The organism is Sphingobacteriaceae bacterium (assembly GCA_002319075.1).
In the GTDB taxonomy this organism is placed as follows: Bacteria; Bacteroidota; Bacteroidia; order B-17B0; family Aurantibacillaceae; genus Aurantibacillus.
Genome location: NVQB01000001.1, coordinates 1,112,257 through 1,136,272, shown reverse-complemented (window position 1 = coordinate 1,136,272; position 24,016 = coordinate 1,112,257). Strand labels below are relative to the sequence as shown.

Sequence of the window (24,016 nt, the reverse complement as noted above, 5' to 3'; positions counted from 1 at the left end):
TATACGCATTCTATGGGCATTTCCGACCTTATGTCAGCCACAGATTTCGCAGATAGCAGCTATCCGATCTACAGATCTTAGGAGAGAGGATAAGCCGAATTATTGAAGAAAATCAACTAAATCAGCGAAATTTGAGTTAAAATGGACTTAGACATCCAATTTAAAGCTCATTCTGCTTCCAAACTGCGATTCATCAAATTTACCTTCGTCGTAAACGAGATGTCCGTTAACAAATGTTTTGGCAATGCTACTGTTAAAAGTATGGCCTTCAAATGGGCTCCAGCCACATTTGTAGAGAATATTTTCTTTTGTTACAGTGGTCTTTTTTTTAGGATTCACCAATACCAGATCCGCAAAATAGCCTTCACGAATGTATCCGCGATTTTCGATTCTGAAAAGATCCGCCACATTGTGACTCATTTTACGAACTATTTTTTCAAGACTGATTTTTTTAGCGTGATAAAAGTCCATCATAGCCAAAATACTATGTTGCACAAGGGGGCCACCACTTGGAGCCTTTAAATAGGTTTGATTTTTTTCTTCAAGAGTGTGAGGCGCGTGATCTGTAGCAATTACATCGATAGTATCGTTAAGTACTGCTTCGAAAATTTTCGCACGATCGTAAGCCGTTTTTACGGAAGGATTCCATTTGATGAAATTTCCTTTAGCAGCGTAATCGTCATCACTAAACCACAAATGATGAATGCAGGCTTCGGCAGTAATACGCTTTTCCTTCAGGGGAATTTTATTCGTGAATAAACTTAATTCTTTTGCAGACGAGATATGAAGAATGTGCAAACGTGTGTTATGTTTTTTTGCAAGCTCAACGGCCATGGAGGAAGATTTGTAACAAGCTTCATCATTGCGGATCACCGGATGAAAATACGCAGGTATATCCTCTCCGTACTCTGCCACGATGCGTGCCTGGTTTTCTTTGATCATCGGATCAAATTCACAATGCGTAGCTATAAGCGCTTTTATTTTTGAGAAAAATCCTTCGAGTACCGGTTGATGATCCACAAGCATATCGCCGGTGGAAGAACCCATAAAGATTTTTAACCCACATACTTTAGAATAATCAACTTTTAACGCTTCCTCCAGATTATGATTGGTACCGCCCATGAAAAAAGAATAATTTGCAAGGGAACACTGAGCGGCGCGTGTGTATTTTTTTTCCAACTCTTCAATAGTTGTGGCCTGAGGTACGGTATTAGGCATTTCCATATACGAAGTTACACCTCCAGCTACAGCTGCTTTTGCTTCTGTGTAAATTTCGCCTTTATGCGTTAAACCGGGTTCGCGAAAATGCACCTGGTCATCGATGGCACCGGGTAGTAATAACAACCCTTCTGCATTTATTTCCTTAAAATTTCCGGTGTTTTCTATTTCTCTGTCGATACGGGTAATGATTTGCCCTTCAACTAAAACATCGTAAACCCCTATTTCGTCTTCGTTTACAAGGGTGGCTTTTTTTATTAAGTAACTCACGGTTTAAACTTTTTTGTAAAGTTAATATATTTTGAAGTGGATGAGAAATCGCATTCTTCTCGTCTAAAGTTCAGCTAATGCTACCAAAAATTTTTCCATTTTTAATTTTGCCTCACGGGCCGAACAATTATAATTATTGAAGATCACTGAAAATGCCAGCTCTTTTCCGGATTTTGTTTTTACATAGCCGCAGTAGGCGCGCGCGCGCGTGAGATAACCTGTCTTCGCGCGCATATTCCCTTCGATAAATTTACCCTTACCCAGACTACTCATGCTGCCTTGTTTGCCGGCTACAGGCAACGACGCATTAAAGTGTTTGTAAAGTGTACTGTCTTTATAAACTTTTGAAAGAAGGCTTGCTTGATAATGCGGAGTGATAGCATTTATTCGGGAAAGCCCGCTGGCATCCTCGAGATAGATTTCATTTGAATCGAGCCCGCGTTGTAACCAATATTTTTTTACGGCTTTTAATCCTGCATCCGATCGCCCCTTACCAAGTGTTTTCAGAAGCGTTTCACAGTAAAGATTGTTACTTGTTATATTAGTGAAATAAACGATGCGGTCAAGTGTTGGAGAGCTATGCGTATAAACAAGTTTGCGTGGATTTTGGACTTCCATTTTTTTATAATTCGAGCGTGCCGAACCTGCTTGGCATTTTATGCCGGACTGGGTGAGGGATGTAAAGAGATTTTCTGCGCATAACAATGCCGGATCGGGTAGTGCTAATTCAATTTCATAATTTGTTTTGTAAGCAGGAAGTGTTCCATGAATTTCTTTTGTAAACGAGAATGGATCACCGTAAGCATATGCTTGGTCTTCGCTGCCTCGCGCAATAACATCTGAATTGAGTGTGATGGTATTACTTAAATAAGTAGGATTGTAACCTGATACTAACACTAAGCTTCCCGGTTCTTTAGTGTTGTAGAGGACTTTAAATTTATTGTCGTTGTAAGAGAGTCCGCATGGTACAGCGCCAAAATAATTACTGATGTCTTCCCAGATCCAATTAGAAGGGATTTTTCTCTCGAAGTACGAAGCGTCGCCAATAATAGTTCCTTTTATTTCTTTTAATCCTTTCGACTTCAGAATCTTTGCCCACTTATCCGTAACCAGGCTATTATCCTTAGTAAAATTATCTGATTGTAAAGTAGGATCGCCGCTACCGGCAATAATGATATCGCCATTTAGTACGCCTGTTGTTTTGTCAAAATCTCCCGTGTAATATAATTGGGTGTCGTAATGGTAGCTTGAACCTAATAAATCGAGGGCCGCAGCTGTAGTAACAATTTTTAAAGTGCTTGCAGGTGTCAGTAGTTGTGTAGAGTTAAATTCCGCCAGTATTTCCGATGTTGCCGCGTTCATTACGCAAAAACCTATAGAAGCGCCTTTTAGATCAGGATCTTTTTTCCATTCTTCGCTTATAAGGTTTAGCTGTGCAAGTCCCGCTGAAGTGCACACTAAAAGAAACAAGCAAGTCATGTAAATATGTATTAAAATGGATTTCACTTTTAGGTTCAAATTTAATTTAACGAAACTATTTTCATCTCGTCGACATAAATGAGTAGTTTCTTAATATTTGTGTAGCCCATCGCCAAAAGCGCGGATTCGTATTTGTATAATTGTTTGAAATAAGATTTATCATTCTCTTTTCCTGTCTTGTAATCCATTAAAATAGTTTCGTCAGGTTTAAAAATAATACGGTCAGGACGAAGCAATTCGCCATTTTGAGTGATTAATTCAGCTTCAAGCTTTGTTGAAATGCCCGATTCAAAAAATGTTACTAATTCAGGATGTGAAAGAATTTCATTTAATTTTTTTGAAAGTTCGGGAATATTTTCTTTGGCGATAAGGCCCTCCATTAAAGCAGCATCAAGCGCTGCCGGCAAATCGGATGCAATTTTTATTTTGGATAAAAGCCAGTGCACTAAAATTCCTTGCTGTTTAGCCTCTTCCGCATGGTCGTTGTTGTTAAGGTAAGAGGCTTTAATCTCAATTGTGTTTTTATTTGTAGTGAAAGCAAGCGGTTCCAACGCAAAATCAGGCAAACTTGTTGAAGAATGCGAAGATTGTTTGTTTGATAATATTCCCAACTCAAAAATATTTTCGGTTGAAGGCGCTTCCTGCAGGCTCACGAAATCCGAAATCCATTCACTAACGTTAGGTGATTTACTTGTAAAACTTCTCGTACTGATGACATGAAGTCTTTCAACAGCTCGTGTAAATGCAACATACAAAAGATTTAAATTATCTAATATTTGGTCTTGTTGTTCGGCTTCAAGCTCTTTTTCAAAACCAGAATCGCTCACTTTTTTAGACAGACTAATTACACTTACAGGAAGCTCTACTTTTTCGTTGTTAACCTGTACCCAACTTTCTCCCGGGCGATAAACCGGCCAGTTGCAGTAAGGAACTATTACTACAGGAAATTCTAAACCTTTACTGGCGTGAATAGTCATGATCTTTACTGCGTCTGTGTTTTCTGGAATAATCATGGAAGCCCGGCTGCTTCTTCTTTGCCACCATTCAAAAAAAGTAGAGATGTTTGAATTTTTTAGCACGAGAAATTCATTTACTTCATCCAGAAAAAAACGAACGTAGTGATAACCGTTGGAGTTTAATCCTAATGCTTTTATAATTTCAATGCAGTTATCAAATAAATTATTTAAACTGAGATCGCCTTCTGATAATTGAATGCCGCAAAATTTAAAAATATCAAACAGCGATTTATGTCTCGAAAGTTCTACCAGGCAAAAATGGTAGTCGCTTTCAGAAATACGTTGTGATTGCAGAAGGTAATTTACTACAGCACCTGCACTGATCATGTCCTGTCTATTTACCAGATAATTGAGGTAGCTGACGATGGTGTTGATTTCGAAATTATTTTTTAGCAAAAGCGAATCGGATGAGACAACCGGAATTTTTTGTTTAACCAGGTAGTTTGCAATAATATTCCCATGATCATTTTTTCGGGCGAGGATACAAATGTCTTTGTAGCTAAATCCTGAATTTATCGCGCTGCTGATCTGGTCGCGAATGGTTATGCAGGTAAAATCATCCAGCTCTTCTTTCTCTTGCTTGCCAAGGTGAATACTAATGTAGCCGGTAGCTTCGTTTTTCACGAGCTGCGACTGGTCGGCATAAATCGTTTGCGAAGCTTCTGAAAGTAATTTGAAACTCAATGATTCAAATAGCTTGTTATTAAACTCGACTATAGTTTTAAGGCTTCTGAAATTTGTATTAAGTACCTTACCCGTAAAGTTTCGTTTTAAGGATTGAGCTCTTTCATCAATCATAAAATTGCCTTCAGTATTTTCAATTTCGGGTAGCGTTGCAAACTGCTTCACATTGGCGTTTCTCCAGCGGTAGATGCTTTGTTTACCATCTCCCACAATGAGGTTAAACCATCCGCTCGAAAGAGAATTGTCGAGCAGAGGTAGAATATTATGCCATTGCAAACTGCTTGTATCCTGGAATTCGTCGAGCAGATAATGCTGGTAACGTTCGCCGAGCCGTTCATAAATAAATGGCGTGGGTTCGTTATTAATGATTTCAAATATCTTGTGATTGAATTCGCTGATAAATACGAGCCGCTCTTCTTGTTTTTGTTCAAGGCTTATCTCTTCAATTTTTTTAAGCAACATTAAAGGATACATCTGTTTGCTTAATAATTCGCAAAGAGAAAAATACTTATAGTTTTCTTTTACAAAATTTAAAAGCTCAAGAGCAATGGTAATGAGTTGTGGACTGATGGCATCAACAACCGTTTTATTGCCGGTTTCATTAGCCCATTTGCCCGTTTTTACAGCGTCTATTATTCTTCCTTTTTCTGTAGATTCGAGATTAACAGAATAATCTAAACACTTTTTAAAAAAATTTTGTGGACCAGCAGCCTTGTAATAAAAATCAGAGTCACTTAATTTGTGCTCACTGATAAGATCTATTGCTTTTTGAGCATTCTTTTTTAAAGTAGCCTTATAATGTTTCGTAAAATCTAAAAATTGCTGTCTGAAAGATTCAAGTTCATCTCCGCTAAAGTGTTTCAGTTGATCGATGTATTCTCCTGAATTTTCTTTTTGCAAAAGCTTCGAGAATTCCTGTATCTGGAGTTCAGGGTCCCAGGAAGCATTATCTTCTGCTTTTGTAAGCGCGTATTCCTTTAAGAGTTTACCTATGTATTCGTCTTCACCGATTTTGCTAAAAAGATTGGCAATTACTTTCTCATAAAAGCCCTGCGTATCCATTTCAATATTAAAGTTCACCGGTAACTTAAGATCATGCGCAAAAGTCTTTACGATCTTGTGGGTAAAACTATCAATGGTTCCTATAGAGAAGTCAGAGTAATGATGTAAAATATGGCTAAGTACAAATGCTGCGCGTGTTTTTAATTCGGGTAGACTAATCTGCAGTTCGTCGCTTAGCAGTTGTCCAATAAAAGAAAAACCCTCTTTATTGGCAATTTGATCGAGGGCTTCTACAACCCTGTTCTTCATTTCAGTGGCAGCCTTATTGGTGAAGGTTACAGCAAGAATGCGTTTGTAATTAGAACTTAATTTTTTTGGGTCATAGAGCGAGAGGCGCAAATACTCTTTCACCAGCGTAAAAGTTTTACCGCTCCCTGCACTTGATTTATAGACTACAAAATTGCTCACTAGTAAAGTCTAAAAATAAAAAAGGCTGCAGATTTTGCAGCCTTTTATTATGAATTATTATTAAGAATTTATTCTTCTTCTTCGTCATCGCCACCAGCAGGTTTTTTCTTAACCGGAGTTTTAGGTGCATTTGGATCTACGAAATCAAAACTTAAGATTTTGAAAGAAGTTCTTCTGTTTTTTTGGTGTAAAGCTTCTTTCTCTTGTTGTGAAGGAGCTTTCTTAATTTGATCATCCGTAATCAACAATTGTGTTTTGCCATAACCTTTAGCGATCAAACGGTCTTTATTGATTCCTTTCTCTTTTACTAAGTAATCAACACATGACTGAGCACGCGCAGTAGAAAGAGTCATGTTAGACACAGCATCACCACGGCTGTCAGTATGAGAGTTTAACTCAACTACAGTGGTAGGATTGTCTTTCATGATATCATATAAGAAGTTAAGTGAATCTTTAGATTGTGGTAAAAGAGCAGCACTACCTACTTCATATAGAACTTCAGGCATACGAGGATTTAAAACAATTGGATTCACAGAGAAATCAGCAACGAAATCTTTAGAGGCATCAAGACCAACCGTTGTAATTACACGAAGATCTTTGTTAGCTAAGAAACCATCTTTAGGGTGTGAAGGAGATTTAGAGTTTTTAGAAGTTTCAGTAGAAATACTGTAAGTAGTTCTTTCTTTTAATTTAAAACTGTAAGCACCGTCTTTACCTGTAGTCGATTCATTAATAGAACCATCGCTACCAATAACTTTTACTTTAACAATTTCAACAGTTTCACCTTTACCTTTTCCTGTTTGAGGATCTCCACCGCTAAATACATTTCCTTTAGTAGTGAAGTTCAAAGGAGGTAAGCTAAAGCTCCAGATATCGTCATCACCTTTTCCACCTTCACGGTTAGAAGTGAAGTATCCACGATTTTTTCTTCCTTCAAACACGATACCGAAATCATCGTAAGAAGAGTTTAATGGATACTTTAAGTTTTCTACTGGTTTATTAGTTTTTCCATCAGTGCCAATTTCAGCAAGGAAAATATCTAAGCCACCTAAGCCCGGATGGTAATCAGAAGAGAAATATAATTTTTTCCCATCGTCGGTTAAAGCCGGGTAAACTTCCATACCCGCAGTGTTTACAGTAGGACCAGCATTTTTAGCTTGTCCCCATGAATTTGATTTAGGATCGTAACTACAGCTCCAGATATCTAATTTACCGTAACCGCCAGCCATATTAGAGGCAAAGTATAAAGTTTTTCCGTCAGAAGCCAAGCTAGGGTGAGCAAAAATAATAGTATCGTTACTGAATGGAAGACGCTCAGCAACACCCCAGGTGCTACCTTGTTTCTTAGCCATATATAAACCACAAGTATTTTCTTTTCCTTTATCTTCAGGGCAACGTGTAAAGAAGATCATATCTCCTTTTTTACTTACCCAACCTCTTCCTTCGTTAACTTCAGTTGAAATAGAGGGAGGTAATAAAACAGGTGTCGACCATTTACCGTTTTTATCAAGTTTCGCTTCCCAAAGATCTGCTTTGTTGAAACCGGTGTTTGCATCTAAACTTCCTAAAGCACCATCTCTGTTTGAAGAGATAACAATAGTTTGATATTTTTTATCACTGAAAGAAGGCGCATAGTCTCTTCCTTTAGAGTTGATAAGAGAGATGTTTTCAGTTTTGTAGCGCATTGGATTATCAATCCATTTTTGAGCCAGCTCACATGATTTTACTCCCAGGTCAGCTTGTTTTGCATCGCCACCCTTAGACTTGTAGTTGTTAAATTCTACGATAGCTTCAGGATATTTCATCAGGTTTTTTAACACCTGTGCTAAGTGTAAATAAACTTCAGGATCGTCAAATCCTGCAGCGATTGCTTTATTGTAATAAGCCTCAGCACCTCTGTAATCGTTAATACGCTGGCTTGAAATACCAGCTCTATATAGAATAATTCCTTTTTTGGCCTTGTCGGCAGTAGCGTAAGCATCTTTGTAAAGCTGTGCAGCCTGATAGTACTGTTTTGCTTCAAAAGCCTCATTTGCTTTTGTTAACACTTTTTGTGAAAAGCCTGATACACAGAAAGTTAAAACAGCTACAGCTGCTAAAGTAAGCTTGGTAATGTTTTTCATACTTCTAAATAAAGTTTAGTCGGCTGCTAAAATAACGATAATTTTTAAATTGTTTAAAAAAAATATAGATTTTGGTACTTTTTTCGAAACCTAATTCAAAATTATTGATTTATGGTAAATAATTCCCCACTATCTTAGTTGAGCCTTGTTGTTAGTAAATTAGTAATTTTATAATCTTGCCTGGCATTTACTTACACATACCTTTTTGCAAACAAGCCTGCACTTATTGTGACTTCCACTTTAGTACAAATTTGCAAGCTAAGGATGTGCTTGTTACTTCGATAACTGAAGAAATTTCAAAACGATACAGTTATCTTTCAAAAAAAAACCTGGAAAGTATTTATTTCGGTGGAGGTACACCCAGTTTGCTTTCTAAATCAGAGTTGCAGAGGATTTTCAACGCCTTAAAAAAATATTTTTCCTACACTAATTCTGCAGAAATAACACTCGAAGCTAACCCGGATGATATAACTATGCAGAGTTTGCAAGACTGGAAAGAAGTTGGAATTAACCGTTTGAGTATTGGTTTGCAAAGTTTTAATAACGAAGAGTTAAAGTGGATGAACCGCGCCCATACAGCCGAAGAATCGCTTGCTTCTGTAAAACTAGCCCAAGCAGAGGGGTTTAACAATATCAGTATCGATCTTATTTATGGAAGTAAGTTTCAAACGCTTGACTCGTGGGCACAGACACTTGATACCGCCATCGCTTTAAATACACAACACATTTCTTCGTACAACCTCACCATAGAGCAGAAAACAGTGTTAGGACTTAAACATAATAAAGGTACAGAGCCTGCAATTAGTGATGAATTGAGTGAAGCGCAATTTTTATTAATGGTTAAAAAGCTAAAAGAGGCCGGTTTCCTGCACTACGAGATTTCTAATTTTGGAAAGCCGGAGTTTTTCGCAAAACACAACAGCAATTATTGGTTGCAAGAGCATTACCTGGGTATAGGCCCTTCAGCGCATTCCTTTAATGGAACTTCCCGCCAGTGGAACGTGAAGAATAATAATCACTATATAAATGCAATAAAAAACGGCAGCGATTTTTTTGAGAAAGAAGAATTGAGTCTGCATGACCGTTATAATGAATACGTATTAACGCGACTTCGTACAATTTGGGGCTGCGACCTGGATGAAATTAAAGAACAATTCGGCGATGAAATTCTTCGGCATTTTATGAAAATTGTTCAGTCAAAAATGGCGTTTTTAGATCAAGAGGCAAACGTTTATACTTTGAAAGAATCGGCCCGTTTTCTGGCTGACGGCCTGGCTTCCGATCTTTTTATTTAGCGTTAAGGTAGTTCTTTATCAAAGCTTCACTGTGATCAACGCTGTGTTTTACCCATTCAAAATAAACATCTAATTTTTCCTGATCAGACAGTAAGTAATCTCTTACATCTCGTCTTATGCGGGTTGTTAATTCATACATACATAACGCAGCGCAAACACTCACATTAAAACTCTCTGTAAAACCAAACATCGGTATTTTTACAAATTCATCTGCGTGTTCAAAAACGTCTTGCGAAATGCCATCAATTTCGGTTCCGAACACAAGCGCTAATTTTTTATCCACGGGAAGTTGGTCAATTGTGCAGTCGTTTTTATGCGGGGTGGTAGCAACAATGCGGTAGCCAAGGCTTTTTAAATGTAGCAGGGCTTCTACAGTATTATTCTCTGAATTTCTGTGACGGTGAATGTTAATCCAATTACTACTTCCCATAGCCACATCATCACTGATCTTTAAATGATTTCTGTTCTCTATAAAATGAACATCCTGTAGGCCGAAACTTTCACAGCTTCTTAAGACAGCGCTGGCATTATGTCCCTGATAAACATTTTCGAGCACTATTCTTAAATGATTCGTGCGTTGCGAAATAACTTCATCAAAACGTGCTTTACGTTTATCTGAAATAAAAGTGGTGAGGTAATTTATTAATTCTGTTTTCTGCGAGTTGTCCATAGCAATAAGGCTGCAAAGAAAAATAAATTCTTTTAAATAACAGGTATTTTTTATATTTGCCCCGCATTAGGTTCTTTAAAATCGCCCAGAGTATTTCTGGAGTTATAAAGATTAAAAGGGAATAGCGTGAAATTCGCTAATAGTACCCGCTGCTGTGAGTCCTTTAGACCCCGAATTTTTTTTCGGGACTTAAACAATCTTAGCCACTGTCTCTATAGAGCCGGGAAGGCGTTTAAGTCAAGGATAAGTCAGAAGACCTGCCTGCTGCACAATGTTAAAAGTCTTCGGGAGAAGAGACTTAAGACGTGTAAAATTTATTCAGTAAAGTGATTTTAAATTTAAATAGGCTTTTTGCTTACAGCTTAACGCATGCCGTTAATCTGTGTTTGCTCGCATGTTTTTTTGCCTGCAATGCTTGTTATGCGCAAGATACTATAAGCTTTGAAAGTATTGAGATCAGTGCACGCAAAATAGAATTATCGCAGGTTGGAAAAAAGACAGAGACTATTGATTCGCTTGCAAAAGAGCAATTTAAATATACTTCCCTGGCAGATCTACTTTCTTATAATTCTTCTGTTTTCATCAAGAGTTATGGTCCGGGTCAATTAGCTACCACCGCCTTTAGGGGGGGCAACGCTTCTCAGACTGCCATTTTATGGAATGGATTTAATTTGCAAAATGCCATGTTGGGCCAATCTGATCTTGCCTTAATACCTTCTTTTCTATTTGAAAATATAACTATCGAATATGGCGGTTCTTCTTCTTTGTGGGGAAGTGGTGCTATTGGCGGCAGCATTCATTTAAAAACAAATTCAGTATTTGGTGAGGGTGTAAGCTCTCTCATCAGTCTCGGAGCTGCAAGTTTTGGTGCTGCAAACATTGCGGCAGGTTTTTTAGTAAGTAAAAAGCGATTTGTTTCTTCCACCAAAGTGTACATGAATAACTCACGCAACGATTTTAAATATAGAGATACGCTGGATAAAGAAAATCCCGATAAACGTCAGAAGGATGCTGAATACAACTTTAAAGGATTGATGCAGGAATTTAAGTTTCTTGTCAACTCAAAACAACTCATCACCGTTAACGCCTGGGTAAATACCAATCAGAGACATTTGCCAAATTACACTTCACTTTACCGAAGCAAAACTTACCAGCGCGATGATGCTATGCGGTTAACAGGTAACTGGACTTATGCAGACCAGAAATTCAAGAGCATAATCAGGGGGGCGTATTTTATAGATAAGATTAATTATGACGATAGTATCAGCCAGATATTCTCAAAAAGTAAAGCCAGAACTTTGATGCTCGAAAATGAAAATTATTTTAATCTTGGAGAAAAATCTTTGCTAAGCCTTGCAGCTACAGTTTTGTCGAGTTCTGCAAATGCCGATAACTATAGTGATGAAAAAAGTTTGAGTCGCGTTTCTCTCGTAATTGGAAATAAAACTACTTTTTTTAAAGACAAACTGCTAACCTATATTTCTGCAAGGGCTGAATATTTTAGTGTAGGTACCTTGCCCGTAACAGGAAATATGGCACTGGATTACAAGCTAACAAAATCAATCACTGTTAAACTAAATGCGGCGAAAGTTTACCGGCAGCCAACATTAAATGAGTTATACTGGCTTCCGGGAGGGAATATAAATCTGAACCCTGAACAGGGTTTTACTTACGAAGGAGCATTAAGCTATTCTAAACAACTAAAAGCGTTTTATGTTTTTGTATCAGGCTCTGCCTATAGCAGAATGATTGATAATTGGATTTTATGGGTTCCCGGTGCGAATGGAAATCCTTCGCCGGTTAATATTCAAAAAGTCTGGAGCCGCGGTACAGAAACCAGCTGGAAATTGAGTTACCATAAAAATAAATTCAGAACCGGGGTAGCTGTAATTACAGCTTATGTTTTATCAACCGTTGAATTGAACGCTCAGTTAAACGATAATACCAGGGGTAAACAGTTGATCTATACACCAAGGTATACGTTGAATGGAAGTCTCTTTGCGGGTTACGAAAATTTCGATCTTTCCTTTTACAATCAGTATGCAGGATACCGCTTTACTTCAAGTGATAATTTAAATTGGTTGCAACCCTACACTATTTCTTCCCTGCGAGCGAATTATAAATTAAACTTTAAAGATATCAGCGCAAATCTGTTTATAGCCTGCAATAATATTTTTAATAAAAACTACCAGGTAATGGCAGGCAGGTCCACGCCATTGCGCAATTACGAGATCGGAATCAGTCTTAAAACTAAACCAATCATGAAGAACGCCCCCCTTAAGGATTTAGAAAATAATAAAAATCAATAACTAAAAAAACAGGAAATCGAAGATTCACGAATACTTAACAATTAAAAATAAAACCATGAGCAAAAAAACAATTACACTATTAGCACTTGCCTTTAGCATTTTTCAGACAAATGCACAAACTGTTGCAGACTTTGAAACATTTTCATTGTCGCCAAATTCGGCTTACAGCCCTACTACAAGTACCCCTTTTCAAACAAGTAATGCTATTTTCAACTACGAATATTACAGTGCTTTCTCGTTATGGACAGGCGGATTTTCTTATACTAACAAGTATGACTCATCCACTGCAGGATACACGAATGATCACGGAGTAAGAGCTTATAAAGGATATTCAAACTCTGCCACTTACGTTGTAGGACATAATGAAGCAATTGTAAAATTGAAAGCGCCTTTTAACATCGTAACAGGATTTTATATAACTAATACCACTTACGCTTACAAATCGATGGCTAGCGGCGATATGTTTGCGAAAAAATTCGGAGATACAACAGGTACTGGATCTGGAACTACAATTCCGCAAGGTTCTTATCCCGACTTCTTTAAAGTGGTTATTAAAGGATATAAAAACGGTGTCATAAAAAATGACAGTGTCACTTACATGCTTGCTGATTTTACCTTTACCAATAATGCTCAGGATTTTATTTTGAATAGCTGGAAATTCGTAAACACAACTTCTATAGGAGAAGTAGACAGTTTGCAGTTTTTCTTACGCTCGAGTGATAATGATCCAACGTATGGAATGAACACACCGGGATATTTTGCAATTGATAACTTTGAAACTACAGCTCCTAACCTTGTTGGTATTGCGAAGAACAATGCAGATTTAAAACTGGAAGTTTACCCAAATCCTTTTCAATCATCCATTACAATCAATACAAAAGAAAGTAATGCTTCAGTAAGCTTAAAAGATCTTACCGGAAAAGTTATTTATAGCGAAGCACTTAAACAAGAAAGCACAACGCTTAATTTTGAGGCATTGCCATCTGGAATTTATTTTTTAGAATTAACTTCGGGTAATCAAAAAACAATTAAGAAATTAATTAAGAACTAAAATAAAAACACAGAGGTTGTTTTAAAAGATTTTCTCCATTATTCTTTCAGGCAGGTTAGAGCCGATACGAGGGAAATTTTTTGAAACAACCTCTTCTATAAACAGATCATGCAAAAATTAGCAGCCCTATTTTTCTTTGTGTTTATTCTCTCATCTTGTGTGAAAGATAAACCTGTTCCCGCAGAAGCTGCAGCTGTTGAATTTAGCAGTGGTAAAAAAGTTTTTGTGATTAATGAAGGGCCTTTTGGCGGAAACGGAAACGGATCTATTTCTTTATATGATCCCCAAACAAATGAGGTAGTGGAAAATTATTACCAGGTGCAGAATAAAGCAGAGATTGGAAATATTGCTCAGAGCATGAACTACATTAGCGGCAGTTATTACATTGTAGTGAATAACGCCAATAAAATTATAGTGTGTAATGATCAGCTGAAGAAAACAGCTGAAATTAAGGGCCTAACATCGCCCCGTTATATATTAGCCTTAACAAATAAAAAGGCTTACGTGAGTGATCTTTATGCAAATGCCATAAGTATTGTAGACCTCGCAACAAATGCAAAAACGGGCAGTATCGCTTGCTACGGAAAAACAGAAAAGATGGTGTCTTATTACAATAAAGTTTTCGTTACTAATACTGACCGCGAATATGTTTATGTTATTGATGCTTTGCAGGACGCAATTACCGATAGTGTATATGTAGGGTGGAATGCTGCAAGTGTTGTGATGGATAAAAATGATAAGATTTGGGTAGTGGGATCAGGGAAAACTTCCGTGAGCCCAGGGCGTTTAACGCGCTTTAATCCGGCCACAAATAGCATAGAAGCAAATTTTATTTTTGCTCCGGGAACTTTGCCGGGAAGTCTTTGTTTAAATAAATCAAAGGATCTTCTGTTTTACCTTGAGGAGGGAATTCATAAAATGTCTATTACAGATGCCTCTTTGCCTTCTCAGGTTTTTATTCCGAAAGAAACTAAAAATTTTTATGGATTGGGCGTGAACCCTAATGATGGTAGTATTTACGCTGCCGATGCACTTGATTATTCGCAGCGTTCTCAAATTTACGTTTACAATCCTGATGGAAGTGTAAAAACCGATTTTAAAGCAGGAGTTATTGCTAACGGTTTTTATTTCGAATAAAAATAGGCATCTTTGGGTGCTTGAGTTACTCCTTAAATATTGTTTCTTTCGATGTTCCTTTTCCTGCTAATTACGGCGGAGTTATCGATGTTTATTACAAACTTTTCTGGCTAAAAAAACAAGGCGTAAAAATTTACCTTCATTGTTTTGCTTATGGAAGAAAACCTTCTCAAGAGTTAAAAAGTCTTTGCGAAAAAGTTTATTACTATGAACGTAAAACAGGGATTTTCGCTAATTTTTCTTTGGTTCCCTACACGGTAAAATCCCGTCAATCGGCCGATTTAGAGAGGAATTTGCTTTCGAATGATTACCCGATTTTATTTGAAGTGCTTCACACCTGTTATCTTTTAAATGATGAGAGATTCAAGCAGCGAAAAAAAATATACAGGCATAGTAATATAGAACACGATTATTACAGGGAGCTTTCAAAGACCGAAAAAGGTTTCGTAAAAAAGATCTATCTGCAAATTGAAGCCTGGAAACTTGAAAAATTTGAAGCCGTTTTGAAGTATGCGGACTTAATTCTCGCCGTTAATCAAAAAGACACCGACTATTTCAAAATCAACTATCCAAAAGTGAAGTCCGTTTATTTGCCGAGCTTTCATCCAAATTCAGAACTCACGGTAAAGGCGGGAAGAGGGGATTATCTTCTTTTTCACGGAAACCTGGGCATTTCAGAAAACTACGAAGCACTTCTTTGGTTAATTAAAAATGTGTTTTCAAAGCTGGAAGTTCCTGTTGTAGTTGCAGGTCTCGATCCGCCTGAATTTTTAATTTCGGAGATAAGAAAATACGCATTTATTAAGTTGGTTGTAAGTCCGCCTGAAGAAGAAATGACACAGCTTCTGCAGAATGCGCAGGTTCATGTACTCTATACAGCTCAGCCAACCGGACTCAAACTTAAATTATTAAATGTTCTTTTCAAGGGACGTTTTGTTGTCTGCAACAACCATATGCTTTCTGGAACAGGATTAGTAGCAAACCAGGGACTTCAGATAGCAAATTCTCCGAAAGAATTTATCCAGGCGATTCAAGCTTCTTTTACCATAAACTTTTCGGAAAACCTGATAAAGGAAAGGTCAGATGCGGTTTCTGGTTTTGATAATAGGGGCAATGTCGAAAAATTGTTACAGGAAATTTTTTAGAAATCTAAACCAGTACCAAAGGAACTTTGATGGCGTGTCGCACTCCTTCAATTGTGGTTCCCAGTAAAATGTCTTTAATGGTTTTATGTCCATGCGTACCCATCACAACGCTGCCACAATGATTCTTTATAATCATCTCGGGAATAGCTGTTTTTGGATTACCGAAGCCTAAATGAATTTCGGTGTTTATGCCTTGTGAGTTCAACTGTTGCTGATACATTAAAAGTTTTTGATAATCTTCTTCGCGTTCGTGATCAAAAGCATCTTCTCCATAAACCATAGCGTTCGCGCTTTCCAATACGTGGATTAAAATTAATGTCGAACTGTCATTTCCAAGTTGAAGTGCTTTGTTAATGGCTTTATTGTCACTGCTTCCAAAATCTACCGTCACAGCTATGCGGTTAAATCCGGTAACTGAGTCAATAACAAGAGGTTTAAAGTCTTCATGAAATCCCTTGTCGACATTGTGCCTGTTTTTTGTAATAAAAGGAATTATCAAAATGTAAAGAAGCATGATAAAACAAAATACGCAGAACGGAACTATAGTAAAACTCACCAGGATTGAATTGGAGCTTGTTGTAATCAAATCAGCAATTTCATTATAAACTAAATTAATGTTGAGTACAATAATGGTAAGAGCTGCTATCCACGAAGCAACTTTCTGCCAGTTTGGAATAACAAATTCTCCCATTTTACTTTTGTCGCTCACGAAATGAATGAGAGGAATAATGGCAAAGCCCAGTTGCAGACTCAAAATCACCTGGCTGAAGATTAAAAGTTTTCCTGTAGCATCATCGCCTAAAAGCCAGATGGTTAGAAATGCAGGGACGATTGCAATTAAACGCGTTAATAATCTTCTGATCCAGGGTTGCAAACGTAAATTCAAATAACCCTCCATCACCACCTGTCCCGCCAGAGTTCCGGTAATAGTAGAACTTTGTCCTGCAGCAATTAACGCCACTGCAAATAAAATAGGGGCAAGAGCACTTCCCAACATCGGAGCTAAAAGTTGATGGGCATCTTGTATTTCCATTACATCCTGTTTTCCATTTTTATGGAAGGTGGTGGCAGCAAGAATTAGTATGGCCGCGTTCACAAAAAGCGCAAGGTTTAATGCAATAGTACTATCAATAGTATTAAAACGAATGGCCTTTTTAATTTCTACGGGTGTTCGTTTAAACGCGCGGGTTTGCACAAGCGAACTGTGCAGGTATAAGTTATGAGGCATAACAGTGGCGCCAATAATTCCAATAGCAATGTACAAAGCCTCCTGGTTAGCGATAAAAGGTTTTAACCCGGAAGCAATCTCTGCAATGTCGGGCTTGGCAATTACTAATTGTATAAAAAATGACACACCAATAAGTGCGACAAGACTTATAATAAAAGCTTCAAGTTTACGAATGCCTTTGTTCAATAAAAAAAGAAGAATAAAACTATCGAAAACCGTAATGCAAACGCCCATTAAAATGGAGATGCCTGGAAATAATAAATGTAATCCAATAGCCATTCCAATTACTTCCGCCAGGTCGCAGGCAGCAATTGCAACTTCGGCCAAGCCATAAAGAAAGAGATTTACGAAACGCGGATAGTTTTCACGGGAAGTTTGCGCGAGGTCTTTACCTGTAACCACTCCTAATCTTACGCAATGACTCTGAAGTAAAAGTGCAATGATGTTACTCATTACCAAAACCCATAATAAGCTGTAACCAAATTTACTTCCACCTGCAATGTCTGTGGCCCAGTTGCCGGGATCCATATAGCCTACGCTAATCATGTAAGCAGGACCAAAGAAAGCCAGGAGTCTTCGGAATGGACTTATGTTTTGTGTGTTAACACTCGAATTTACTTCTTCCAGCGACTTACTCATTTTTTTACTTCCACTAAAATATTTGAGCTCACCTTATTACTAAAAAATTGGCTGCTGCTTTTATTAATTTTTACCTTAAGAGAATTGTCAAATTCATTGATCTCTTCTACTTTTATCATGTCTCCAATTTTAAGACCAATAGAGGTGAGGTGTTGCAGAAAAGATTTAGAATGTTCGGAGACCCCCATAAAAATAAAAATTCCTTTACTGTTGAAAGTGCTTAGTGGTTTTGCTCTGATATTGTTGAGATGGCCTTTCGCGTCTGGTATTGGATCACCATGGGGATCAAATTTAGGTTTGCCAAGAAAAACATCGAGGCGATCAATCAAATCGTCGCTTTTAATATGTTCAAGTTGTTCCGCTATATCGTGCACCTCGTCCCATTTGAATTTTAGTTTTTCCATGAGAAACACTTCCCAAAGACGGTGTTTACGAACAATATCCAAAGCAGTTTTTTCGCCCTTTGTGGTTAAAAATACACCCTGGTATTTTTCATAATTGATTAATTTTTTTTCAGCAAGACGTTTCAGCATATCCGTTACCGAACCTGCTTTATTATTTAAATGAGCAGAAAGAGCATTCGTAGTTACCCCTGAACCTTCATTTGACTGGTTCAAAGAAAAAATTGCTTTGATGTAATTTTCCTCGGTGAGTGAAATTTCCATACGCCAAAGGTACTATAATTTTTATAACTCTAAATAATAATTTAGGTTAGCCTAAAAATTAAGAATAGTTGAGAGATAGAAAGATCAGAAGCTTTATTTGTAAAACTCTACAACTGTTTGATTATCGGAAGTAATGGTGAATTTTTTCTCTATGGTATAAATACTTCCCCTTAAGGTTTTGGCGCGCCAGGTTGCTACATAGTTTCCTGGTTGAAGGTAATAGGTTTGCAGTGTTTGAGTGCTTAAGTTGCAAACCCAATCGAGTTTACCATTTCTTTTAATAAGAATGCTGCCGTCTCCTGCCTCCAGGCATTTAACCTGTAACACGCCTGCATTGGGTATATCGATTGTTTTAGATTTAGATTGTTCTATAGCGGTTTGGCTGATATTTATGCGCGGTAAGGTTAAAATCTCAAGATCATAATTTCCTACGATGTATTTTTCGTTAGTGTTTAATGGCTGCACATTAATGGTAGTCATCTCGTTCGATTTCCGCACAATACATTTTACTTTATCGTTGTAATTATACACACCGGCGTTTCTTTTGATGCTCAGGTATCCTTGCGGTGCGTCTATGGGAATGATAGTGTGTTTGCCCGGAGTTAATTTCATCTCCTTGCTTTCGGTTGGTGGAATGGTATGAGCAATAACTTTATAAGTCGGAAAATCATCAACATATAACGTATCTGGATTGCCCTGGTAGTTTATAGTATGAATATAATTGTATTTATACGTTTTGCGATCTACATCGTAAAAGGTCATATTCACGTCTGTTTCTTTAGGTTTGGAAGTAAGATCCAATAAATTAACCTGAACAGTGGTCTTGTTCATTTTCTGCTGCTGAATAATAGTAGAGATTGTTGAGAAAGTGGATTCATCGGCATAATCGTAAAAAGTACCAACGCATTCAAAAGTTTTTATCTGTTCAGGACTCAGGCCAATGCCAATAATGAAAGGTTTAAAGACAATTCCTTTCTCCATTAATTTTTGTCTTGCCTTGCAGGGATCGCCGCCGCATTCTTCAATCCCATCGGTAATGATGATAACTATATTTGTTGTTTTATTATCCTTAAAATCGTTGGCTGCTTCGGTCAACGAATGTTCTATAGGTGTTATTCCTGTTGGTTTGGCTTCACTTACCTTTTGTTTTATTAAGGCGAGATTGTTTGGTCCGAATGGCACGATAAGTTTACTATCCTTACAATCTCCTGGAGGATATTTCACAGTATGACCATACATTCTCAAAGCGAACTGCATTGTTTTATCCTTACCCAAACTATCTACGAACTTGTAAAAAAGATTTTTTGCCCCATCCATGCGGGTCATGTTTTCGTATTTGGCAATCATACTTTTACTTGCATCAAATACAAATAGTATGCGTACAGGTTTGGGCGCAGCTTTTTTTTGAGCGCTTGCAAGAAGAAGTGTGAAAACAAAAAAGGTTGAATACAGAAGACGCATGATCTTTTAAATGTACGGGTAGAAATTTAATCCCTTTTAAATAACGTGAAATAGTTTTAAACGTTACTTTTTTATTAATTAACGAAGGAGCATAACGGTGCCTTTAACCTGCAAATATTCTCCGCGGGCGTTTTTATAATCTATGAGATAAACATATACATCAGAAATGCAATCAGAACCATCCCAGCCCGTTAAATTGTCGTTGGCTTCAAAAACTTTTTTGCCCCAGCGGTTAAACACACTCACATGGTACTCTGTTTTTTCTATAAAGTAGGCAACGGGTAACCATATCTTGTTTACGCCTGAAGGGGCAAAGGCATTGGGAACATAAAGATTTCCCTCCATAAAAACAGGCACAGCGTTAGAACTGCTATTTTCAAAGATCCCGTAGGGATTTCCTATCCCTTCTACTGCCTGAACCTGGTATTCAATTTTAGCTCCCTGGGAAGCAGCAGCTTCAATGTCATCGGTGTAGGTTGTTGTTAATGCGTCAGTGCTTCCAATCAGAGCGCCATTTAAATCATCATTTATAATTCTGTAAACATTGTAGCCGCTTACAGCACCACCAAAGCCTTCATATTCACTCCAGCTGAGTTTTTTCGTGAAAATCTGATCTTCATCGCTGTGAACTTTCAATAAAATTGTTTTGGCTGTATTACTGGGATTTCTTGTGTTTCCGCAGCTGTCTACTACCCAACATTTGTAATAATAGCTTTTTTGAGATGGCTGAGCATTTGCATCAGTAAATGAATAATGGGCTTGTCCGGTAAACGGAAGATACCCAACATTGGTATAATTAAGTCCGTCGTCTGATCGCTGAATGGTAATACCCTGACTGCTTTTAGTATTATCCAGGTAAACTCTTACCTCTACAGAAGATTTGTCTACTACCGTTGCAGTTTTAAGGTAAATGTAAGCTGGAGCGCTTACCTGGTCTGAGAAAAAACAAGTTCGGTTAGAGCTTGATGTTACAGTTGCACTTTTATTAACTACTCTTATAAAATAACAAATGTTTTTACCTGGCGCCACATCCGAGTGCACAAAGTTGGTATCTGTAGTTTCACCTACAACTGTAAAGTCACTTCCATTAACCGAATAATAAATTTTGTATTTACCGAGACTCTCCAAAATAACCCCACCCTTTGCCGACCAGATGTAGCGGTTCCATCTTAAAGAAGTTTTATAAGCGCAACGGTTGTAATTAGCCTCAACAAACATGGTTCTCACCTGGTAATTAACCGTGCTTCCCTTATCGCAGCTGTCTCTTGCCTGCGCAAAAATTCCCACACTCCCGAAATTTGCCGTGGTAGTAGTATATACATAAAATGTATTATTCCTTCCCATGGTACTATCTATCTTTACGTTTTTAGGACCTGTTTGAGTTTGTATGGCATATTGGATAGGATATTTCACCACATCTTTGTCAACGGTGGCCTGCCAGGCGAGCACTGTATTGCCATTTGGTAAAACACTTATTGAGTCTATATAAGGCTCATCGGGGTCTTTGGTGTCCTCGTATTCCCCGCGTATGAGTTGCGATCTCGACTGACATCCACTGGCGTCAGGTAAAATAACCTGGTAATTTATTTTCGCACTGCATACGTCTATAGTGTCTCTATAAGTTATACCCGAAGTAACTGCTAAAACTTTTGTTGTTCCCAATGGATATTCTTTATTTATGATATATCCACCAGCACTGCTGGGTAATTTAGGCGAGTGAAGGTGCACGAAATCTAATTTAAGAGCAGGTATCGCAGCAATAGGATTTAAGAAAATTGTATTTAACGTGTCTGAATTTGGAGAACTGGTTGTTCCACTGGCTCCATATTTCGCGACCACGAAATAGTAACATAACTGAATGGTTGCTGAGGCTACAGCCCGTACGTGTAAAAATGTGTTAGTGTTGATCGAGGTGAGAGTAGAAGGTACAAGGCTGAAGGGGCCCGTTTTAGAAAGGGCCGTGTAAATTTCATAGGAGTGAAAACCTGAAGGGTCAGCTTGCGCCGGTATCCATGTCAGGATAACGTTCCCGGAATCTACAATCTCCAGACAACGTAAACTGGGGGCATTTACCTGAGAAATTAACCTGGAACTAAGGAAGATAAATATGAATAGAACTTTTTTCAATTAACAGGTCCGAATTCTTTAAATTATGTGCCGGTTCTAAAAATTTGCTTCGTAAAACAGTCACTTTCAAAGTCATATAACGAATAAAAGTATACTTTATTTTAACCTCTAAAGACTAAACTTTGCTAATTTTTTAGTCTAACTATGTTATTAACCATGCAAAACAATATCGGAGCTATTTTATTTGTATCTTTGCAGGATAGCCTAAACCCACAAAAACTTATACAGATTCTGGAGTTCTGCCATAACTGATAATTCACCTTGAAAAAACTAGTCTTCATACTGTTAATTTTAGCTGGAACAGCTATTGGAACCGAATACTATGCCCAATCCGGTGGTAGAAAGACCGAGAAAAAAGTCAAAACCAAAAAAAGAGGAAATCATATACTGACTCAGTATAAAAGTCACGGCCATGCAGATGATTTTGCCCGCGGAAACAATGGAAGAAGGAGCAGATTTGCACGTTTATTCAAAAAGAAACAACCTGCCTGGGAAAGTAAAACTTCAACCCGAAAAAGTGCTTACAGGGCCAACCAATTTTTGCTGACAAGGAGTCGCACGAAAGGAAAAAATGAAAATGCCAGTATACTCGACCGACAGAATTCCTCCCGGGCCAAGTCGCGGGTAAAAGGAAATAAGACTTTCAAGTCTAAGAAATATAAATCCCGGTAAATCCTTCGGGATTTTTTATTTTTGCAGTTTTAATACTATGAACGTTTTAATTTTAGGGTCAGGTGGCAGAGAACATGCATTTGCATGGAAAATTGCTCAAAGTAAGCAGCTACAAAATCTTTATATAGCGCCGGGTAACGCAGGTACTGCGCATTGTGGTACAAATGTGGCTATTGGTGTAAACGATTTTGAAGCTATAAAAAACCTGGTGTGGGAAAAAGATATTGACCTGGTACTGGTTGGTCCTGAAGATCCATTGGTAAGAGGCATTCACGACTACTTTTTAAACGACGAAGTATTAAAAGATATTCCTGTTATTGGTCCGAAAAAAGACGGGGCACAATTAGAGGGAAGTAAAGATTTCAGTAAACAATTCATGTTTAAATATGGTGTTCCAACTGCCCGTTACGCCACTTTTACAAAAAACAACGTAGAAGAAGGTTACGCATTCCTTGAAACACTTCCATCGCCCTATGTATTAAAAGCTGATGGGCTGGCGGCGGGTAAGGGTGTATTGATCATAGAATCCTTAGAGGAAGCTAAAAGCGAATTAAAAAACATGTTAGTGGATTCTAAATTCGGAGAGGCCAGCAATAAGGTTGTGATCGAAGAATTTTTGAAAGGCATTGAGTTATCTGTTTTTGTTTTAACCGATGGTAAATCTTACAAAATTTTACCTGCGGCAAAAGATTACAAACGCATAGGGGAAGGCGATACCGGTTTAAATACAGGTGGTATGGGGGCCGTGAGTCCGGTGCCGTTTGCAGATGCTGCTTTTATAAAAAAGGTGGAAGAAAAAGTGGTGAAACCAACCATTGCAGGTTTAAACAAAGAGAATATTGATTACAGAGGATTTATTTTTATTGGTTTAATGAACTGTGACGGAGAGCCTTCGGTGATTGAATATAATTGCCGAATGGGAGATCCCGAGACGGAGGTCGTAATTCCAAGAATTAAATCAGATCTTTTGGATCTGTTGAAGGGAGTGGCTACTCAGACCCTTCATGAAAAAGAATACGAAACGCTTTCAGAAATAGCTACAACCGTAGTCATGGTTAGCGGCGGTTATCCAGGGGATATTGAAAAAGGCAAAACAGTTACAGGATTAAATGATGCAGGCGACTCTTTGATTTTTCATTCCGGCACAAAACAGGCGAACGAAGACGTTTTGACCAATGGTGGACGGGTGTTTGCCATAACTTCTTTTGGAAGAAGTATTGAAGACGCTGTGAAAAAAAGCTTTATCACTGCAGAAAAAATAAAATACGAAGGTAAATATTACAGGAAGGATATAGGGAAGGATTTGATGTGAAAGATAAAAACACAATCCATGTCTATTCGTTAATTTTAGAATTTC

General features: G+C 37.8%; 16 protein-coding genes and 1 riboswitch. Of the genes, 7 read left to right on the top strand and 9 right to left on the bottom strand.

Annotated elements, in window-relative coordinates:
• Positions 1–147: 147 nt before the first annotated feature.
• The 4 genes from CNR22_05090 to CNR22_05075 form a co-directional block, all read right to left on the bottom strand.
• A complete protein-coding gene (locus CNR22_05090) occupies positions 148–1,488 on the bottom strand; it encodes a dihydroorotase (GenBank protein PBQ31164.1) in 1,341 nt (446 codons plus the stop codon).
• 63 nt (positions 1,489–1,551) lie between these two features.
• Positions 1,552–2,967, bottom strand: coding sequence for a D-alanyl-D-alanine carboxypeptidase/D-alanyl-D-alanine-endopeptidase (dacB, locus tag CNR22_05085; GenBank protein PBQ31163.1), 1,416 nt, complete (start codon positions 2,965–2,967; stop codon positions 1,552–1,554).
• A gap of 41 nt (positions 2,968–3,008) precedes the next feature.
• On the bottom strand, positions 3,009–6,137 hold the full coding sequence (locus tag CNR22_05080) for a hypothetical protein (GenBank protein PBQ31162.1): 3,129 nt from the start codon (positions 6,135–6,137) through the stop codon (positions 3,009–3,011).
• A gap of 68 nt (positions 6,138–6,205) precedes the next feature.
• Positions 6,206–8,260, bottom strand: a complete 2,055-nt coding sequence (locus CNR22_05075) for a hypothetical protein (GenBank protein ID PBQ31161.1) — start codon at positions 8,258–8,260, stop codon at positions 6,206–6,208.
• Positions 8,261–8,436: 176 nt separating this feature from the next.
• On the opposite strand from CNR22_05075, the gene CNR22_05070 reads away from it, so the two are divergent.
• Positions 8,437–9,555, top strand: a complete 1,119-nt coding sequence (locus CNR22_05070) for a coproporphyrinogen III oxidase (protein ID PBQ31160.1) — start codon at positions 8,437–8,439, stop codon at positions 9,553–9,555.
• Here CNR22_05070 and CNR22_05065 read toward each other — a convergent pair.
• Entirely contained in the window at positions 9,548–10,225 is a 678-nt protein-coding gene (locus CNR22_05065) for an rRNA methyltransferase (protein ID PBQ34824.1), read from the bottom strand. The two genes, CNR22_05070 and CNR22_05065, sit on opposite strands and share 8 nt — an antisense overlap.
• Positions 10,226–10,276: 51 nt before the next feature.
• Positions 10,277–10,505, top strand: a riboswitch (cobalamin riboswitch).
• A gap of 46 nt (positions 10,506–10,551) precedes the next feature.
• Between CNR22_05065 and CNR22_05060 the strand changes: the two genes are divergently transcribed.
• The 4 genes from CNR22_05060 to CNR22_05045 all read left to right on the top strand — a co-directional run bounded on the left by CNR22_05060 (position 10,552) and on the right by CNR22_05045 (position 15,867).
• Positions 10,552–12,534 (top strand): hypothetical protein, encoded by a 1,983-nt coding sequence (locus CNR22_05060; GenBank protein ID PBQ31159.1) that lies wholly within the window; start codon positions 10,552–10,554, stop codon positions 12,532–12,534.
• A gap of 55 nt (positions 12,535–12,589) precedes the next feature.
• Positions 12,590–13,585, top strand: a complete 996-nt coding sequence (locus CNR22_05055; protein PBQ31158.1) for a hypothetical protein — start codon at positions 12,590–12,592, stop codon at positions 13,583–13,585.
• A gap of 108 nt (positions 13,586–13,693) precedes the next feature.
• Positions 13,694–14,722: a hypothetical protein gene (locus CNR22_05050; GenBank protein PBQ31157.1), complete on the top strand. Its 1,029-nt coding sequence runs from the start codon at positions 13,694–13,696 to the stop codon at positions 14,720–14,722.
• Between the two features lie 20 nt (positions 14,723–14,742).
• Positions 14,743–15,867, top strand: a complete 1,125-nt coding sequence (locus CNR22_05045) for a mannosyltransferase (protein PBQ31156.1) — start codon at positions 14,743–14,745, stop codon at positions 15,865–15,867.
• A gap of 4 nt (positions 15,868–15,871) precedes the next feature.
• Here the strand turns inward: CNR22_05045 and CNR22_05040 are convergent, their stop codons facing one another.
• From CNR22_05040 to CNR22_05025, 4 genes are all read right to left on the bottom strand, one after another.
• Positions 15,872–17,734 (bottom strand): iron/manganese transporter, encoded by a 1,863-nt coding sequence (locus CNR22_05040; GenBank protein ID PBQ31155.1) that lies wholly within the window; start codon positions 17,732–17,734, stop codon positions 15,872–15,874.
• Positions 17,731–18,399 carry an iron-dependent repressor gene (locus CNR22_05035; protein ID PBQ31154.1) on the bottom strand — a complete coding sequence of 223 codons (669 nt, stop codon included), beginning with the start codon at positions 18,397–18,399 and terminating at the stop codon, positions 17,731–17,733. The genes CNR22_05040 and CNR22_05035 overlap by 4 nt, the downstream gene beginning before the upstream one ends.
• 93 nt (positions 18,400–18,492) lie before the next feature.
• Positions 18,493–19,860: a von willebrand factor type a gene (locus tag CNR22_05030; GenBank protein ID PBQ31153.1), complete on the bottom strand. Its 1,368-nt coding sequence runs from the start codon at positions 19,858–19,860 to the stop codon at positions 18,493–18,495.
• Positions 19,861–19,938: 78 nt separating this feature from the next.
• Positions 19,939–21,987, bottom strand: a complete 2,049-nt coding sequence (locus CNR22_05025; GenBank protein ID PBQ31152.1) for a hypothetical protein — start codon at positions 21,985–21,987, stop codon at positions 19,939–19,941.
• Positions 21,988–22,248: 261 nt separating this feature from the next.
• On the opposite strand from CNR22_05025, the gene CNR22_05020 reads away from it, so the two are divergent.
• Positions 22,249–22,659 carry a hypothetical protein gene (locus tag CNR22_05020; protein PBQ31151.1) on the top strand — a complete coding sequence of 137 codons (411 nt, stop codon included), beginning with the start codon at positions 22,249–22,251 and terminating at the stop codon, positions 22,657–22,659.
• 37 nt (positions 22,660–22,696) lie between these two features.
• Positions 22,697–23,971, top strand: coding sequence for a phosphoribosylamine--glycine ligase (locus CNR22_05015; protein PBQ31150.1), 1,275 nt, complete (start codon positions 22,697–22,699; stop codon positions 23,969–23,971).
• The last annotated feature ends 45 nt before the right edge of the window (positions 23,972–24,016 follow it).

Coding starts and splice junctions, on each gene's coding strand:
- dacB (PBQ31163.1), bottom strand. CDS start 2,967: ATGACTTGCTTGTTTCTTTTAGTGTGCACTTCAGCGGGACTTGCACAG.
- CNR22_05075 (PBQ31161.1), bottom strand. CDS start 8,260: ATGAAAAACATTACCAAGCTTACTTTAGCAGCTGTAGCTGTTTTAACT.
- CNR22_05065 (PBQ34824.1), bottom strand. CDS start 10,225: ATGGACAACTCGCAGAAAACAGAATTAATAAATTACCTCACCACTTTT.
- CNR22_05055 (PBQ31158.1), top strand. CDS start 12,590: ATGAGCAAAAAAACAATTACACTATTAGCACTTGCCTTTAGCATTTTT.
- CNR22_05050 (PBQ31157.1), top strand. CDS start 13,694: ATGCAAAAATTAGCAGCCCTATTTTTCTTTGTGTTTATTCTCTCATCT.
- CNR22_05040 (PBQ31155.1), bottom strand. CDS start 17,734: ATGAGTAAGTCGCTGGAAGAAGTAAATTCGAGTGTTAACACACAAAAC.
- CNR22_05035 (PBQ31154.1), bottom strand. CDS start 18,399: ATGGAAATTTCACTCACCGAGGAAAATTACATCAAAGCAATTTTTTCT.
- CNR22_05030 (PBQ31153.1), bottom strand. CDS start 19,860: ATGCGTCTTCTGTATTCAACCTTTTTTGTTTTCACACTTCTTCTTGCA.
- CNR22_05015 (PBQ31150.1), top strand. CDS start 22,697: ATGAACGTTTTAATTTTAGGGTCAGGTGGCAGAGAACATGCATTTGCA.